The organism is Olsenella sp. kh2p3, from assembly GCA_900119625.1.
Taxonomy (GTDB): domain Bacteria; phylum Actinomycetota; class Coriobacteriia; order Coriobacteriales; family Atopobiaceae; genus Tractidigestivibacter.
On sequence record FPKD01000004.1, the window covers coordinates 137,157 to 152,370 of the forward strand.

At 65.2% G+C, this 15,214-nt stretch carries 13 protein-coding genes; 7 read left to right on the forward strand and 6 right to left on the reverse strand.

What is annotated here, in order from left to right; all coding sequences use genetic code 11:
• Positions 1 to 170 precede the first annotated feature (170 nt).
• The 4 genes from ilvC to ilvD all read right to left on the reverse strand — a co-directional run bounded on the left by ilvC (position 171) and on the right by ilvD (position 5,333).
• Positions 171 to 1,175: a ketol-acid reductoisomerase gene (gene ilvC / locus BT122_RS06555; RefSeq protein WP_032111191.1), complete on the reverse strand. Its 1,005-nt coding sequence runs from the start codon at positions 1,173 to 1,175 to the stop codon at positions 171 to 173.
• Positions 1,176 to 1,279: 104 nt separating this feature from the next.
• Positions 1,280 to 1,765, reverse strand: a complete 486-nt coding sequence (gene ilvN / locus BT122_RS06560; protein WP_286130329.1) for an acetolactate synthase small subunit — start codon at positions 1,763 to 1,765, stop codon at positions 1,280 to 1,282.
• Positions 1,762 to 3,672, reverse strand: a complete 1,911-nt coding sequence (ilvB, locus tag BT122_RS06565) for a biosynthetic-type acetolactate synthase large subunit (protein ID WP_072355172.1) — start codon at positions 3,670 to 3,672, stop codon at positions 1,762 to 1,764. The genes ilvN and ilvB overlap by 4 nt, the downstream gene beginning before the upstream one ends.
• Positions 3,669 to 5,333, reverse strand: a complete 1,665-nt coding sequence (gene ilvD / locus BT122_RS06570; RefSeq protein WP_072355173.1) for a dihydroxy-acid dehydratase — start codon at positions 5,331 to 5,333, stop codon at positions 3,669 to 3,671. The genes ilvB and ilvD overlap by 4 nt, the downstream gene beginning before the upstream one ends.
• A 705-nt stretch (positions 5,334 to 6,038) precedes the next feature.
• On the opposite strand from ilvD, the gene BT122_RS06575 reads away from it, so the two are divergent.
• From BT122_RS06575 to BT122_RS06595, 5 genes are read left to right on the forward strand one after another with little or no spacing between them, the layout of a single operon-like run.
• Positions 6,039 to 8,033 carry a BMP family ABC transporter substrate-binding protein gene (locus BT122_RS06575; RefSeq protein WP_072355174.1) on the forward strand — a complete coding sequence of 665 codons (1,995 nt, stop codon included), beginning with the start codon at positions 6,039 to 6,041 and terminating at the stop codon, positions 8,031 to 8,033.
• Positions 8,030 to 8,755, forward strand: coding sequence for a metallophosphoesterase family protein (locus tag BT122_RS06580; RefSeq protein ID WP_072355175.1), 726 nt, complete (start codon positions 8,030 to 8,032; stop codon positions 8,753 to 8,755). The genes BT122_RS06575 and BT122_RS06580 overlap by 4 nt, the downstream gene beginning before the upstream one ends.
• Positions 8,756 to 8,813: 58 nt before the next feature.
• Positions 8,814 to 9,299, forward strand: coding sequence for a YbaK/EbsC family protein (locus tag BT122_RS06585; RefSeq protein ID WP_072355176.1), 486 nt, complete (start codon positions 8,814 to 8,816; stop codon positions 9,297 to 9,299).
• A 44-nt stretch (positions 9,300 to 9,343) separates the two neighbouring features.
• A complete protein-coding gene (locus tag BT122_RS06590; RefSeq protein WP_286130330.1) occupies positions 9,344 to 10,129 on the forward strand; it encodes a Cof-type HAD-IIB family hydrolase in 786 nt (261 codons plus the stop codon).
• 22 nt (positions 10,130 to 10,151) lie between these two features.
• Entirely contained in the window at positions 10,152 to 11,360 is a 1,209-nt protein-coding gene (locus BT122_RS06595) for a MalY/PatB family protein (protein WP_072355177.1), read from the forward strand.
• 346 nt (positions 11,361 to 11,706) lie between these two features.
• Here the strand turns inward: BT122_RS06595 and BT122_RS06600 are convergent, their stop codons facing one another.
• On the reverse strand, positions 11,707 to 13,419 hold the full coding sequence (locus BT122_RS06600) for an OPT/YSL family transporter (protein ID WP_072355178.1): 1,713 nt from the start codon (positions 13,417 to 13,419) through the stop codon (positions 11,707 to 11,709).
• Between the two features lie 148 nt (positions 13,420 to 13,567).
• Here BT122_RS06600 and BT122_RS06605 point away from each other — a divergent pair, with 148 nt between their 5' ends.
• Positions 13,568 to 14,446, forward strand: a complete 879-nt coding sequence (locus BT122_RS06605) for a type III pantothenate kinase (protein WP_072355206.1) — start codon at positions 13,568 to 13,570, stop codon at positions 14,444 to 14,446.
• Positions 14,447 to 14,566: 120 nt separating this feature from the next.
• Here BT122_RS06605 and BT122_RS06610 read toward each other — a convergent pair whose 3' ends face one another.
• Positions 14,567 to 14,752, reverse strand: coding sequence for a hypothetical protein (locus tag BT122_RS06610; RefSeq protein ID WP_072355179.1), 186 nt, complete (start codon positions 14,750 to 14,752; stop codon positions 14,567 to 14,569).
• A 199-nt stretch (positions 14,753 to 14,951) separates the two neighbouring features.
• Here BT122_RS06610 and BT122_RS06615 point away from each other — a divergent pair, with 199 nt between their 5' ends.
• Positions 14,952 to 15,212, forward strand: a complete 261-nt coding sequence (locus BT122_RS06615) for a hypothetical protein (protein ID WP_059054943.1) — start codon at positions 14,952 to 14,954, stop codon at positions 15,210 to 15,212.
• Positions 15,213 to 15,214 lie beyond the last annotated feature (2 nt).

A 15,214-nucleotide genomic window follows, 5' to 3' on the forward strand; every position in this document is an offset into this window, starting at 1 on the left:
AGGCGAGTAAGCTGGTGGAATGCACCACAATCTCTGACTGAATGATACCAAGACCCGAGCTTGCAAGTCCCGCCTGGGGTGGAGCGTCAAAGCAAGCACGAAAAGCCCCGCCGGAACTGGGTTCCGGCGGGGCTGTCAGGCAGCAAAGCCTAGCTCACGCAAGCGTGAGACTAGTCCTCGTCCTTCGAGAGCCAGGAGAACATGGAGCGCACGCGCTCGCCGGTGGTCTCGATGGGGTGCGTGTTGATCTTCTCGCGCTCCTCGAGCAACTTCTTGTGGCCGTTGTTGCAGTCATCGACGAACTCCTGGGCAAACGAGCCGTCCTGGATGCGCTTGAGGATGTACTTCATGGCCTCGCGCGACTTGTCGTTGATGACCAGCGGACCGGCGTAGTACTCGCCGTACTCGGCCGTGTTGGAGATGGAGTAGTTCATGAAGTGGATGCCCTTCTCGTACATGAGGTCCACGATCATCTTCATCTCGTGATAGCACTCGAAGTAGGCAAGCTCCTCGGGGTAGCCAGCCTCGGTGAGGGTCTCGAAGCCGGCCTTGACCAGCTCGACCAGGCCGCCGCAGAGAACGGCCTGCTCACCAAAGAGGTCCTCCTCGGTCTCCTCGGCGAAGGTCGCCTTGATGAGGCCGGAGCGGGCGCCGCCCAGTGCCCACGCGTAGGACATGGCCAGCGGCCACGCGTCGCCGGTGGCGTCGGTCTCAACGCAGACCAGGTCAGGCACGCCGGAGCCCTCAGTGTACTGGCGGCGCACGATGTGGCCCGGGCCCTTGGGGGCAACCATGATCACGTTGACGCCCTCGGGAGCCTTGATGTAGCCGTAGTGGATGTTGAAGCCGTGGGCAAAGGCCAGGGTGTTGCCCGGCTCGAGGTTGGGCTCGATGAACTCCTTGTAGACCGCCGGCTGGGTCTCGTCGGGGGTCAGGATCATCACGACGTCGGCCTCCTTGGCGGCCGTCGCCATGTCCGTCACCTTGAGGCCGTGCTCGCGGGCCTTCTCGGCGGACTTGGAGCCCTCGCGAAGGCCAACGCGCACGTCGACGCCGGAGTCCATGAGGTTCAGCGCGTGGGCATGGCCCTGCGAGCCGTAGCCGATAATGGCGACCTTCTTGCCCTGGATGATCGAGGGATCGCAGTCCTTCTCGTAGTAGATGGTGACGGCCATGTCGTACTTCCTTTCGTTTGTGCCGCTTCCTTCTATGTTCATCCGCCGTCTGGCGGGTTGAACCGTGTTCGTAGGGCCGTGCGCAGGCGCCGGCCAGCGGGGCGCTACTGGTCGTGCCCACGCGACATCGCGATCTTGCCGGTGCGTGTGAGCTGGCGAATGCCGTAGCTGCGGAAGAGGTCCTCGAGCGCGTCGAGCTTGCTCTCGGTGCCCGTTGCCTCGATCGTGAGCGTGTTCTTGCCCACGTCCACGATGTTGGCGCGGAAGACGCCCGCGATCTCGATGATCTCGTGGCGGCGCTCGGGGGTGCATTGGACCTTGAAGAGCACCAGCTCGCGCTCGATGGCGTCGTCCTCGGTGAGGTCAGAGATCTTGAAGACCGAGACAAGCTTGTGCAGCTGCTTGGTGATCTGCTCGAAGCCCACGTCGTCGGCCTCGACGATGATGGTCATGCGGGAGAGGCTCTCGTCCTCGGTGGGCGCCACGGTGAGCGAGCCGATGTTGAACCCGCGGCGGCTGATCATGCCGGTGACGCGCGAGAGCACGCCAGGCTTGTTCTCGACCAGCACGGAGAGGATGTGCTTCATCATTCGTCACCGTCCTTCTCGCCCTCGGCGGTGGCGGGGCGTCCGTCCTTGCCAAAGCCCTTGCCGGAGACGCGCACGCCACCCAGTGTCACGTCCAGGGCACCGATGATGTCGTCGATAGGCGCGCCGGGGGCCACCATGGGGTAGACCGTCTGGTCTGTGGGGATCACGACGTCCAAGAGGTACGGCTCCTTGGAGGCGAGCATCTCGTTGAGCGCGTCCTCGACCTCCTCGGGGCGAGAGATGCGCCTGCCGCGCCAGCCGTAGGCCTCTGCCAGCTTCACGAAGTCGGGGACGTCCCGCAGCTTGGTGAACGAGTAGCGCTCGTGGTAGAAGAGCTTCTGCCACTGGTAGACCATGCCAAGGGCGCTGTTGTCGATGATCATCACCTTGACGGGCACGTTTTCCTGGATGGCTGTGGCCATCTCCTGAACGTTCATCTGGAACGAGCCGTCGCCGGCAATGCAGACCACCTCGTCGTCGGGGCAGCCGATCTTGGCGCCAATGGCGGCGGGGAAGCCAAAGCCCATGGTGCCGGCGCCACCGGACGAGAGGAACGTGCGTGCGTGCTCGCGGCGGATGTTCTGGTGCGCCCACATCTGGTGCTGGCCCACCTCGGTGGTGACGATCGAGGCGTCGGGGTTGAGCTTGTCGGAGAGCATGGAGAGCACGACCTCGGGCGCAATCTTGTCGGGGTAGTCCACACTGCTTGCAAAGTCGTCCGTGTAGAACGGCCAGCGGTCGCGCCACGAGCAGACCTCGGCAAACCAGCCGTCGTCCACGGGCTTTGCGTCCTCCTTGTGCAGGCGTTCGTTGAGCGAGGCGAGAACAACCTTGGCGTCGCCCACGATGGGCACCGTGGGGTTCACGATCTTACCGATTTCCGCCGGGTCGATGTCGATGTGGATGACCTTGGCGTGCGGGGCGAACTCGGAGACCTTGCCGGTCACGCGGTCCGAGAAGCGCGCGCCAACAGCGATGAGCAGGTCGCACTCCATGACGGCCATGTTGGCGTACTTCGAGCCGTGCATGCCCACGGGTCCCAGGTTGTGCTTGTTCGAGCAGGGCATGGCCCCCTTGCCCATGAGCGAGGTCACCACAGGGATGTCCATGGTCTCGGAGAGCTCGACCAGCTCCTGGCAGGCGTGGCTGGTCACGATGCCGCCGCCGGCGTAGATGAGCGGGCGCTTGGCCTTCATGATGAGCTGCGCGGCCTGCTTGACCTGCCGTGCGTTGCCGCGGTAGGTGGGCTTGTAGCTGGCGATGCTAATGGAGTCCGGGTAGTGGAAGACCATCTGCGCTCCGGAGAGGTCGCTCGGGATGTCTATGAGGACGGGGCCGGGGCGACCGGTGGAGGCGATGTAGAACGCCTCGCGGAAGGTGCGGGTGAGGTCGTCGGTCGACTGCAGCAGGAACGAGTGCTTCACGACGGGCATGGTGATGCCCACGATGTCGGACTCCTGGAACGAGTCGGTGCCAATGACGCCGCGCGTGACCTGGCCGGTGATGACCACCAGGGGTACGGAGTCCATGTAGGCGGTCATGATGCCCGTCACGGTGTTGGTGGCGCCAGGGCCCGAGGTGACGAGAACCACGCCCACCTTGCCCGTGGCACGGGCGTAGCCGTCGGCCATGTGCGTGGCGCCCTGCTCGTGCCTGGCCAGCACGTGGTGGATGCGCTTGGAGTCATAGAGCGCGTCGTAGATCTTGATGGCCTGGCCGCCGGGGTATCCAAAGATCGTGTCGACGCCCTCGCACTCCAGGCTCGCGATGATCGCCTGGGCGCCGGTCATGGTCTTGCCCTCGTACTCGGAGTGCGAGCCCATGCCAAAGGGCTTGCCCTCGATGGCGGTCTGCTTGCGCGCGAGCTTCTCGGCGACGGACGCCGCGTGGCTGTCGGTGTTCGTCATGACAGGTATGCCCCCTTGTCTGCGCTGGTCACGAGCTTGGCGTAACGGGAGAGGACGCCCGTGGTGTACTTGGGCGCGGGCGGCTCCCAGGCGGCGCGACGGCGCGCCAGCTCGTCCTCGTCGACGAGCAGGTCGAGCGTGCCGGCCTCGATGTCGATGGAGATCTGGTCGCCCTCGTGCACCAGGGCGATTGGGCCGCCAGCTGCGGCCTCGGGGCTCACGTGGCCCACGCAGGGGCCCTTGCTCGCGCCGGAGAAGCGGCCATCGGTGATGAGCGCGACGGACTTTGCCAGACCCATGCCGCAGATGGCGGAGGTGGGGGTGAGCATCTCGCGCATGCCGGGACCGCCGGCGGGGCCCTCGTAGCGAATCACCACGACGTCGCCGGGGTTGATCTTGCCGCCAAAGATCGCCTCGCAGGCGGCCTCCTCGGAGTCGAAGACGCGTGCGGGGCCGGTGTGCTTGTACATGCTGGGATCGACGGCGCTCTTCTTGACCACGCCGCAGTCGGGCGCGAGTGTGCCGCGCATGACCTTGAGGCCGCCGTCGGGGGAGTACGGGTTGTCGATGTGGCGCACCACCGTGCCGTCCACGGGCGGGCACTGCTCGACCCACTCGGCCATGGTGCCGTGGCAGGTGTTGGCCGTGAGGTCAAGGTGCCCGGAGCGGCCCAGCTCGCCGATGATGGTCGAGACGCCGCCCACGTCGTTCAAGTCCTGGATGTGGAGCGGGCCGGCCGGTGCCAGGCGCACGATGTTGGGCGTGGCAGAGCAGGCCTTGTCCCAGTCGTCCATGGTCACGGGGCAGCCGGCGGCGTGCGCGATGGCCGTGAGGTGGAGCATGGTGTTGGTCGAGCCGCCAAAGGCCTGGTCAAGCGCCATGCCGTTGCGCACGGCGCGGGCGTCGATGATCTGGCGGGCGGTGATGCCCTTCTCGAGCAGCTCCATGACCTTCATGCCGGCGTGCTTTGCAAGACGGATTCGCTCGGAGTAGACGGCGGGGATGGTCCCGTTGCCGGGAAGCGCGATGCCAAGTGCCTCGGCCAGGCAGCAGATGGAGTTCGCGGTGAACATGCCCGAGCAGCTGCCGCAGGTGGGGCAGGCGGTGTTCTCGAGCCAGTGCATCTCGTCCTCGGTCATGGTGCCGGCGGTCACCTGGCCTGCGGCGTCAAACAGGCTGTTGAGGTCGGTCTCCTCGCCGTGGCGTCCGCGGCCGGCGAGCATGGGGCCGCCGGAGACCAGCACGGTGGGGATGTCCAGGCGGCACGCGGCGATGAGCATGCCGGGGACGACCTTGTCGCAGCTGGGGATCAGGACCATCGCGTCGAACTGGTGGCCCTGGACGGCGCACTCGACGGAGTCCGCGATCACTTCTCGGCTGGTGAGCGAGTAGCGCATGCCCTCGTGGTTCATGGCGATGCCGTCGCAGACGCCGATGGTGTTGACCTGCAGCGGAGTGCCGCCGGCCATGCGGACGCCGGCCTTGACGGCGTCGGCGATCTTGTCCAGGTGGATGTGGCCGGGGATGACCTCGTTCTGGGACGAGACGACCGCCACGAGCGGACGCTCGAGTTCCTCGTCGGTAAGGCCGTCGGCCTTGAGCAGGCTTCTGTGTGGAGCGCGGGCCAGGCCCCGCTTGATGGCATCGCTTCGAAGTTCCATGGTCACCTCTCGCTTCCTGCGCAACCTTCTTCGTGCGAGAAATGCGATTCCAGGTGAGACGTGGTGCGTTCTCCCGATGCCCGTCACGGTGGGCTCCGGCCCGAGGTAGTTGCGCTGCTGCCTGCGTGGGGGGTGGCCCAGAGGCGGTGCGCGTTCGCCCGAGCAGCTCGAGGGAATGTTCCTTGCCACCCACCGCGGGTTCTCATTGGTCCCGCTTGCTGTGGGATGGCGTGGCAAGTACTCGCCCTGTCATCGCATTTGCTCTGAAACTGTGCGGACGATTCTACGCTACGTACTGGTGATGTGCTGTAACGAGGAAGTAAATTCCACAGATGACGAGGTGATTTACGCGCCGGCGCCGGAGGGCCCCTTTTGTGCGCAGTTGCTGCGGAAACCCGCCTTCGGGCGTCACGGACTTACTGTGCCGCGCGTTTTGGACGGTTAGGACTCCTTAAATGGCGAGAATCCGCGGCGCCCCTGGGATGCCGCGCATTCCGAACGGTTAGAACCCCCTAACCGTTCGGAAAATTCCTAAATGGCGAGAATCCGCGGCATTGCGTGGCGTGGCAGTCGCATTTGCTCCGGTCAAGATATACTTGTCTGAACAAGTGACCGCGCTCGCGCCCAGCCGCGACCGCCCGCGACCGCCCGCGACAAGCCACGCTCGCCGCGCGCCACCGCGCACGAAAGGAGACGTCCGCCACCATGAGCGAGGAGTACAGAAAGGCCCTCCGTCGCGGCGAGCGAGACCTGCGCCGCGACACGTCGGCGGGCATCTATCCCTATCTGCCTGCGCTCGATTCCGTGCTCGCCCCTGGCGACACTGCCGGCGAGGTGCGTCTGGGCACCATGGAGATCCCGCTCGACATGGTGGCCGGCACTCGCACCGAGGGCCGCCAACGCTCCTTCTCGCGCACCTTCATGCCCGTCCTTGCGCCCACCACGGAGTTCGCGGCCAAGTGGTCAAACCTCTACGCCATCCAGACCACGGAGGGCTTCCGCGACCCCGTCAAGGTCTACGAGTACATGCACCGCTTCTACGTCCAGGAGGGCAACAAGCGCACCTCCGTGATGCGCTACCTGGGCGCCTATTCCATCGAGGCCGAGGTCACGCGGCTGCTCCCAAAGCAGTGGGACGCCCCGGAGCGCCGACTCTATGGCGAGTTCCTCGAGTTCTGGCGAGCAGTGCCAACCTACGACATCGAGTTCTCACGCGAGGGCTCCTACCGACGGCTGGCCGCGCTTCTCGGACGTGACCTTGTCTCGCCCTGGCCCGACGAAGCCGTGCGCGAGCTTACCTCCACCTACCAGTACTTCCGCTCGCTCTACCAGCGTGCGGGCGGCTCGCACTTGGACGCAACCTGCGGTGACGCGCTTCTCGCGTACCTGAGCTACTTCCCGGACGAGCGCCTTCTGGACACGCCGCCCTCCATTGTGGTCGAGCGGCTGGGGCGCCTGTGGTCCGAGCTTGCGCTGGCGGGCCCGCGCGAGGATGTGGTGCTGGTAAGCGAGCCAGAGGCAGAGCCAACCTCCCGCGGCGGCGTTCTCTCGCGGCTCTCGTACCACACGCCCTACTCGCCAGCCAATCCGCTTCGCCTGGCGTTTCTCTACGAGAGGCCCTTGGCAACCTCGAGCTGGGCACGTGCCCACGACACCGGACGTCTTGAGGTCGAGAAGCGCTTCAACGGCACGGTGCAGACCGTTGCCTACGACAACTGCTCCTCCCCAGACGACTTCACTGCCGTAGTGGACGCGGCCGTTGAGCAGGGTGTGCGCGTAATCTTTACCTGCTCGCCCACGCTCATGGCGAACACGGCCAAGGCAGCTATTGCCCACCCGGAGGTTCACTTCCTCAACTGCTCTTGCAACCTTCCGCACAGTCGCGTGCGCTCCTACTACGGGCGCATGTACGAGGCCAAGTTCGTGACGGGCGCGCTGGCGGCGAGCTTTGCCACCAACCATCGTGTGGGCTACCAGGCAAACGTTCCCATGTTTGGGTCGGTTGCCGAGATAAACGCCTTTGCCATTGGCGCGGCGCTGGTGGACCCCAGGGTCGAGGTGCGGCTGGTCTGGTCCACGCGTGGCGGTGACTCGCTCTACCACCACATGGCCGACGAGGGCGTCACCGTGATGTCGGGCTCGGACGTCACTGCGCCCTGGGACGACCCGCTTGCGCTGGGCCTCTACCAGATGGTGAACGGCCGCGTGCACAACCTGGCCCTGCCGGTTTGGAACTGGGGCCGCTATTACGAGCTTATCGTGCAGGGGCTTCTCAACGGGTCCTGGCAGGACGCCGGTGACGCCGCGCGTCCACAGGCGGTAAGCTACTGGTACGGCATGTCGTCGGGGGTCATTGGGCTGCGCCTCTCGGACGATTTGCCCTACTATTCGCGCAAGCTCGTCGACCAGCTCACGCACGGCATCGAGCGCGGCGTGCTCGATCCCTTTGCGGGCGAGCTGAGAAGCCAGACGGGCGTGGTGCAGCCGGCGGGTTCGCCTAGGCTGAGGGAGCAGGACGTCGTGTCCATGGACTGGCTCAACGACAATGTGGAGGGCATTCTCCCTGCAAACTGGCATCCCGTTGACGAGACGTCCTTGGCTGGCGGGCTGGCAGCCGGCGGACTGACGGCCGGTGGCTCGCTGGCGGGCAGCGGCGTCGCCGGGGCAGCTACCAGCGTGCCCGGGGAGCCGCGGCCATGAAAATCCTCGCGATTGCCGACGTCGAGGAGCGCATGCTGTGGGACAACTTCCGCCGCTCGCGCTTCGAGGGCGTTGACCTTGTCTTGGCGGCGGGTGACCTCGATGCCGACTACCTGGAGTTTCTCGTCACCATGCTCACGTGTCCCGTGCTCTACGTGCATGGCAACCACGACGAGAGCTACCGCCGCAAGCCGCCCCTGGGCTGCATCTGCGTGGACGATTCGGTCTACGTGTACCGTGGCCTGCGCATTGTTGGGCTGGGTGGTTCCATGCGCTACAAGGACGGCACCTACATGTCCACCGAGCAGGAGATGCGCCGGCGCATCCGCAAGGTCGAGCCGAGCATCCGCCTGTTGGGCGGCTTCGACGTGCTTCTCGCCCATGCGCCCGCGCGCGGCGTGGGAGACCTGGACGACCTGCCACATCGCGGCTTCGAGTGCTTCAACACGCTGCTCGAGCGCTGGCGGCCCGCCCTTATGGTCCACGGTCACGTGCACGCCAACTACATCACGAATTTCTCGCGCGAGAGGGAGCTTGCCTGCGGAACCCGGGTGGTTAACGCCTTTGGCCACGTGGAGCTGGACGCGCCCACGCCGTCGCAGCTCTCGTACGGCTGGAAGGAACATCTGGTCAACAAGCGAGCGCTGCGCAAGAGCGACGGCATTGCCTCGCACGAGGAAGGCGTCCTCGGCGCCGGTCAGTCCTACGGCCAGCGGTGGTAGGCTACTCTCTTGTGATGCTGCCCGGCAAGTGGGCAGCCGTTGAGAGAGGACGAGGCCCATGTCCGTCGAGAGCGTCCGAGCGTACCTCGAGCCCTTTGGCGTTGCCGACAAGATCATCGAGTTTGACCAGTCGAGCGCCACGGTGGAGCTGGCCGCGCGCGACCTGGGCTGCGAGCCGGCGCGCATTGCCAAGACGATGGCGTGCGCGGTGGGGGATGGCGCCGTTCTCGTGGTGTGCGCGGGCGATGCCAAGCTGTGGAGCGCGGCCTTCAAGCGTGAGTTTGGGACAAAGCCGCGCTTTGTGGCGCCCGATGACCTGCCGCAGGTGGTGGGTCACCCCATGGGTGGCGTCTGCCCGTTTGCCGTGAAGCCCGGCGTGCGCACGTACCTGGACGTCTCGCTGCGCCGCTTTGATCGCGTGTTTCCCGCGGCGGGAAGCGAGAGCAGCGCGATTGGCCTCACCCTTCCCGAGCTGGAGCGCTGCTCGGCATCGCAGGGTTGGGTGGACGTGTGCAAGGACTGGCGAGAGGCCATGGCCGAGTAGTGACCGTGCGTGGGTCGCCTGCCTTCTGGAAGAAAGGATTGCGCGTGGCCGCTGATTCCAAAGACGTCAAAGTCGCGTTCTTCGATGTGGACGGAACGCTCTTCTCATTTAGAGAGAAGGGAGAGCCGGAGTCGACGAAGCGAGCCGTGCGTGCGCTTGCGGCAAATGGCATCACGGTCGTGCTTGCTACCGGTCGTGCTCCGTACATGCTGGACTCGCTTGACCTGGATCCCTTCTCGGCCTTCATCACGTTCAACGGCGCCCTTTGCTACACCAACGACGAAGTCCTGTACAGCCATCCGCACGAGAGGCGTGATGTAGAGATTGCCGTGCGCCAGACCAAAGCCGGTCTGTACCCCTGCCTTTTTATCGAGAAGGACCGTTGCTACATCTCGTACAAGAATGACACCGTGACCCGCCACGAGAAGCGCGTTGACATACACTTTGAGGTTGACAATCCAGAGCAAGCCCTCGAAAACGACATCTATCTCTATAACGCGTTCTTCCCGCCCAAAGACGACCACATCCTGACGGATGCCACCGACAACGTGGAGCTTGCTCGCTGGACTGACGCCTTTTGCGACGTGATCCCCAAAGGCGGAGGCAAGGAGCCTGCCGTCAAACGCATGCTGCGTATGCTGGGCTTTAGCCCCGAGCAGGCCATTGCTTTTGGCGATGGCGGGAACGACGAGGGCATGTTCAGGAGCGTTGGGCTGGGGGTGGCCATGGGCAACGCCATGGACTCGCTGAAAGGAATCGCCGACATCGTGACCGACGACGTTGACAGCGATGGCATCTGGAACGCCTGCGAAAGGTTGGGACTGGTATAGCCTGGAAGGGACGGATTCGAGCATGACGTACGACTTCACATCAATCATGGAACGGCACGGCATGGACGCCATCGCGGTCGACGCGCTTGGCTCGGGCGGCATGGCGCCGGAGGCGCCGGCGGAGGGCTTCGACGCCATTCCCATGTGGGTTGCCGACATGAACTTCCCCACGGCGCCCTCCATCACGCGTGCCATGGCCGAGCGCATCCAGCATCCGGCGTTTGGCTACTTCTCGCCGCGCGATGAGTACTACCAGGCAATCATTGACTGGCAGACCCGGAGGAACGGCGTGCGCGGCCTGACGGCGGACCACATTGGCTACGAGAACGGCGTGCTTGGCGGGCTGGTCTCCACGCTCACGGTCTTTGCCGCCCCGGGCGACGCTGTGCTTCTCCACAGCCCCACCTACATTGGATTTACGCATTGCATAAATGAGAACGGCTACAAGATTGTGCTGTCGCCGCTGGTCAAGGACGAGCAGGGCGTCTGGCGCATGGACTATGAGGACATGGCCGCCAAGCTGGAGGAGAACCACATCCACGTGGCGGTGTTCTGCTCGCCGCACAACCCCTGCGGGCGCGTGTGGGAGCGCTGGGAGATTGAGCGCGCAATGGAGGTCTACCGCGAGCACGACTGCGTGGTGATTTCTGACGAGATCTGGTCCGACTTGGTGCTGCCAGGGCACACACACGTGCCCACGCAGTCCGTGAGCGAGGACGCCCGCCGGCGCACGGTGGCGCTCTACGCGCCGAGCAAGACCTTCAACCTGGCTGGGCTGGTGGGGAGCTACCACATCGTCTACGACGACTACCTGCGCGATCGCGTTGTGGCAAAGAGCAGGAAGTCCTGCTACAACTCGATGAACGTGCTCTCGATGCACGCGCTTATCGGCGCGTATAGCAGCGAGGGCGAGGCCTGGCTGGGGGAGCTGCTGCAGGTGCTGGACGGCAACATTTCCTGGGCGTGCGACTTTATCGGCGAGCACTTCGAGGGCGTGCAGGTGAGCCGGCCCGAGGGGACCTACATGCTGTTCCTCGACTGTAGCGAGTGGTGCGAGCGCCACGGCCGCGACATCGAGTGGGTCGAGCGCGCAGGATGGCGCGTGGGCGTTGACTGGCAGGATGGCCGCGCGTTCCACGGGCCCTGCCACGTGCGCATGAATCTCGCGCTGCCGCTCTCGCGTGTGCAGGAGGCCTTTGGGCGACTTGATTGCTACGTGTTCAACGCCTAGCGGTGCGGCACGGCGCCGGCGCGTTGCGTGCGGCGCGGAGAAAAAACTCCCTCCGGCGAGAAAAGGGCGCCGGAGGGCTCGTTTTGGACGTAATCCCTGCTAGAACGCCCCTTTCGGCGCCTGATTGACGCCGGAAGGGGCGTTTCGTACGCACTTGCGTCGGAAACCCTCGCTCCGGCGTCGAAATGACGCCCGAGGGCCCCTTTCGTACGCACTTGCTTCGGAAACCCTCGCTCGGGCGCCAAAATGACGCCGGGAGCGCCATTTGGTTCCCACTTGCTGCCAAAAGGGCTTCTCGGGCGCCGGTTTCTCGCCGAAGGTGCGTTTTCCTCGCGGCGAGCGGCCCCTACGCCGTAAGCCCCGCAATAACGCTCACCATCGCGATAATGACGCCCACGATCGACTCGCCACCCAGTACGCCAGAGGCAATGACCACCCCTGCCTCCTGCGCGTCGGTGTCGCGCGCGGCGCGCTCGTCCGCGGGCAGGCTGGCCGTGCGCGCGGCACGAACGCGGTCAATCGCCCACTTGAGCGCCGCGCCCAGCGCAGCGGTGAACGACATGTAGAACGGCAGATAGACGCCAAGCCCCAGCATCATTGCCGGCAACCCGGCCCAGTAGAGCGCGATGCCCGCCGCAAGGCCAATCACGAACGCAGGGACGCTGGGGATGCCCGAGACCATCGTGGCCACAACGCTCGCCTGCGCCGAGACAAACTCCTTGCCCAGCCCAAAGGCATCCGGTCCATAGGCCTCAACCAGCGCCATCATGACCGCCGCGGAGACCACGGCTCCCAGCACGCCGCCAATTGCCTGACCCAGCCACTGGGCGCGCGGGTCAGTGCCAAGGATGCTTCCGGCCTTGAAGTCATTCATCACGTCGCCGGCAAGCCCGCAGGCAACGGCCACCACGCCGGCAATAAAGAAGAGCTGCACCTCTCGTACCTGCGCAAACGCCGAGACAAGCAGCAGCACGATAAGGCCAAAGATTTCCATGGGGTCGATGCCCGTCTGTCCGCATGACTGCGCGCTCATGGCGGTGGTCACAAAGGCGAGAAGCACCACCGCAACGCTCACCACCGGCGGAAGTCCAAGCCCCATGCACATGAGAACCACGATGGCGGCAACAATCACCGCAAACGTGCCGGCGTCGGTGCGCACGCTGCCAGTGACCAGCGACTCGGCCGCGCCGTTACCGTCCGCGCCCGTGCCGTTACCGGTACCCCGCACGCCGCGCACGATGCCCGCAAGCTGCGGCACGATGTCCTTGGCCACCACCGCCAGGCCAGCGCCCATCATGAGCCCCATGCCCAGGCTCTTCACGATGCCCTGCGCGGCATCGACGGCCCAAAGTCCCGCGGCGCTGCCTGCAACCACAATGCCAAAGTTGGCGAGAAGGGCGCCCGCAAACCACCAGGCCACGGCCACGCCGCCCACGAGAAAGCCCACCGAGAGCATCATGGGTGAGTTGTAGATGCCAAAGCTCACGCCGGGGATGGGAAGCGCGGCCAGCATGGTGGGCACGGCGCCAAGCGCGTCGCGCAGCACGGCGTAGGCGCCGGCGAGCCCCATCGACGCAAAGAGGCGCCGCCCGGTCTTGCCGCCGGCCTCGGTTGCGCGTAGGGTCTGCGCCGCGGAGGCGCCCATGGGAAACTCGAGGTTCGCATCAACAATGAAGTGCCGGTGGATGATGGCGGTGGCAACAAGGCCCAGGCCAGTGCCGGCAAGCGCCACGACGAGCATCTGGGCAAAGCCCACCTCATTGGCGTACCCCAGCATCCACGCGCCGGGGATGGTGAACGCAAGCCCGCCCGCAACCATGGCGCCAGCAGACATGATGGTGTGGGTGACGTTTGCCTCGTTCAGGCTGGCGTTGCCCAGAAGCTTGAGGAAGAAGAGCGAGACGATGGCCGCAAACACGATGGGCCACGGCAGCGCGCCCAGCTTGAGTGCCGTATAGGCCGAGGAGGCGGTGATGACGACGCAGCCAATGCAGCCAATAACGACGCCGCGCGCCGTCAGCTGCCCACGCCATGAGGCGCGGCCAGAGGGATTGTCCATGTTGTTCTCCTTTGTGTATATCCGCTCCCCCTGGTGGCCGGCGGTTGCGGGCCGAGGAGTCGGGTTACCGGTGCCGCGCGCCGGACATGCGCGCGGACTTGCTAGAGTATAGCGAATGGCCTTTGCGTCGTCGTCGAAGGGAGCGCACATGGGAAAGGGCGAGCAGACCGGGCCCGCGGCAGCCAAGAAGCGCTGTGTCCTTGCCGTTGACGTTGGCAACACCTCCACCGGCTTTGGGCTCTTCTCGGCAGACGCTGACGAGACGGACGAGCCGCTTGGTACCTGGGAGCTCACCACGCCCGAGAGGCTCACGGCCGACGAGGCTCGCATGCAGGTGGCACAGGTGCTGGGCGTGCTTGCCCGCGACGTCGCCGAGCAGCGCTCGCTTGCTCCGGAGCGCGCGGCGACCTTTGCCGAGCCACCGCTCGACGCGGTTCTCTCCTGCGTGGTGCCATCGTTAACGGAGGCCTGGTCGGCGGCCCTGGAAACAGCGTGCCGCACGCGTCCCGTGGTGGTGGGGCCCGGTCTCAGGACGGGGCTGCGCATGCGCTACAGCGACCCTGCCGAGGTTGGGCCTGACCGCATAGCAGACGTGGTAGCCGCACGTGCCACGTACGGGGTTCCAGTTGTTGCGGTGGACTTTGGTACCACCATGAACATCGAGGTCATTGATGCCGAGGGGGTGTTTCTCGGCGGAATCATCGCGCCGGGGCTTGCGCTTGGGGCACAGGCGCTCTCCCGCGCCGCAGCCCGCCTGCCCGTGATTGAGCTGCATGCGCCCAAGGCGGCCATCGGCCGCTCCACGCGCGAGGCCATGCAGTCTGGCGTGGTCTTTGGCGAGGTGGCTCGCGTCGATGGTCTTCTCGACCGCATCTTTGCCGAGCTTGGTGGGCAGACCTGCGTCGTGCTTACGGGAAGCGGCGCCAATCGCGTGGCTCCCCTCATGTCGCATGCGGCCGTGGTGGACGAGACCCTCACGTTGCGCGGGCTGCACCAGCTGCGCCTTGGGGTCGTCCGCAGGGGATAGCCCGGGTAGCTGGCAGTTTGCGCCTGCGCACAAGGACGGCCCGGGCGGGCAATCCCGTCCGGGCCGCCGCGAGTCGCCTACGGGTTTCTCGCCTGTGTGCTCTTCGCTTGTGGTCAGCGTCTAGTAGCGCGGATAGAGCATGGTGGGGTAGGTGGTCACGTTCTCCTGCGGCCCGTGCTGGCCGCGCACCTTGTTCACGATTGCCTGTGCCACCGCTGCCACCAGCACGGCACCAAAGAGCAGGGCGATCATGATGAGAAACACGACGAGGATGATGAGCGGACTGGACGTGGAAATGCTGGGCATATGCCGTCACCTGCAACTTTCTTGAGCGGCCTTCAGTTTTTACAGCTTATTTGTAACACGTTGGCAACATTGTTTCAAGTGTGTTTCGCGATGCTGCACAGGGCGCGGACATTGTGGCTGGCGTAAGCCCCTTGGCCTAAAGGGGTAGGATTTCCCGTAATGGGTGGATGCCCCGTTGGCGTCCCGAAGGGAAGGTCCCATGATTACGTTTCTTCTCGCATCGTTCTTCGCCATTCTGTTTGCGCCGGTCATGCTGGCCGTCCTGGCGGTTTGGCTTGTGTTTGCCCTTGTCGTGGGTATATTTCGCATCCTTGGCTGGGCGATAGGGGCGGGCCTGCGCGTGTTCTGGTGGCTGTTCCTCGCGTCGCTGGTGCTTGGGCTTATCGGCTTTGCGCCGGCTGTGCTTGTTGCCATCATCGCAGCCGTTATTGCCTGCACGCACCCCACGCGCATAGGGTAGGT

Coding starts and splice junctions, on each gene's coding strand:
- BT122_RS06575 (WP_072355174.1), top strand. CDS start 6,039: ATGAGCGAGGAGTACAGAAAGGCCCTCCGTCGCGGCGAGCGAGACCTG.
- BT122_RS06610 (WP_072355179.1), bottom strand. CDS start 14,752: ATGCCCAGCATTTCCACGTCCAGTCCGCTCATCATCCTCGTCGTGTTT.
- BT122_RS06580 (WP_072355175.1), top strand. CDS start 8,030: ATGAAAATCCTCGCGATTGCCGACGTCGAGGAGCGCATGCTGTGGGAC.
- ilvC (WP_032111191.1), bottom strand. CDS start 1,175: ATGGCCGTCACCATCTACTACGAGAAGGACTGCGATCCCTCGATCATC.
- ilvB (WP_072355172.1), bottom strand. CDS start 3,672: ATGACGAACACCGACAGCCACGCGGCGTCCGTCGCCGAGAAGCTCGCG.
- BT122_RS06585 (WP_072355176.1), top strand. CDS start 8,814: ATGTCCGTCGAGAGCGTCCGAGCGTACCTCGAGCCCTTTGGCGTTGCC.
- BT122_RS06605 (WP_072355206.1), top strand. CDS start 13,568: ATGGGAAAGGGCGAGCAGACCGGGCCCGCGGCAGCCAAGAAGCGCTGT.
- BT122_RS06615 (WP_059054943.1), top strand. CDS start 14,952: ATGATTACGTTTCTTCTCGCATCGTTCTTCGCCATTCTGTTTGCGCCG.
- BT122_RS06600 (WP_072355178.1), bottom strand. CDS start 13,419: ATGGACAATCCCTCTGGCCGCGCCTCATGGCGTGGGCAGCTGACGGCG.
- ilvN (WP_286130329.1), bottom strand. CDS start 1,765: ATGATGAAGCACATCCTCTCCGTGCTGGTCGAGAACAAGCCTGGCGTG.
- BT122_RS06595 (WP_072355177.1), top strand. CDS start 10,152: ATGACGTACGACTTCACATCAATCATGGAACGGCACGGCATGGACGCC.
- ilvD (WP_072355173.1), bottom strand. CDS start 5,333: ATGGAACTTCGAAGCGATGCCATCAAGCGGGGCCTGGCCCGCGCTCCA.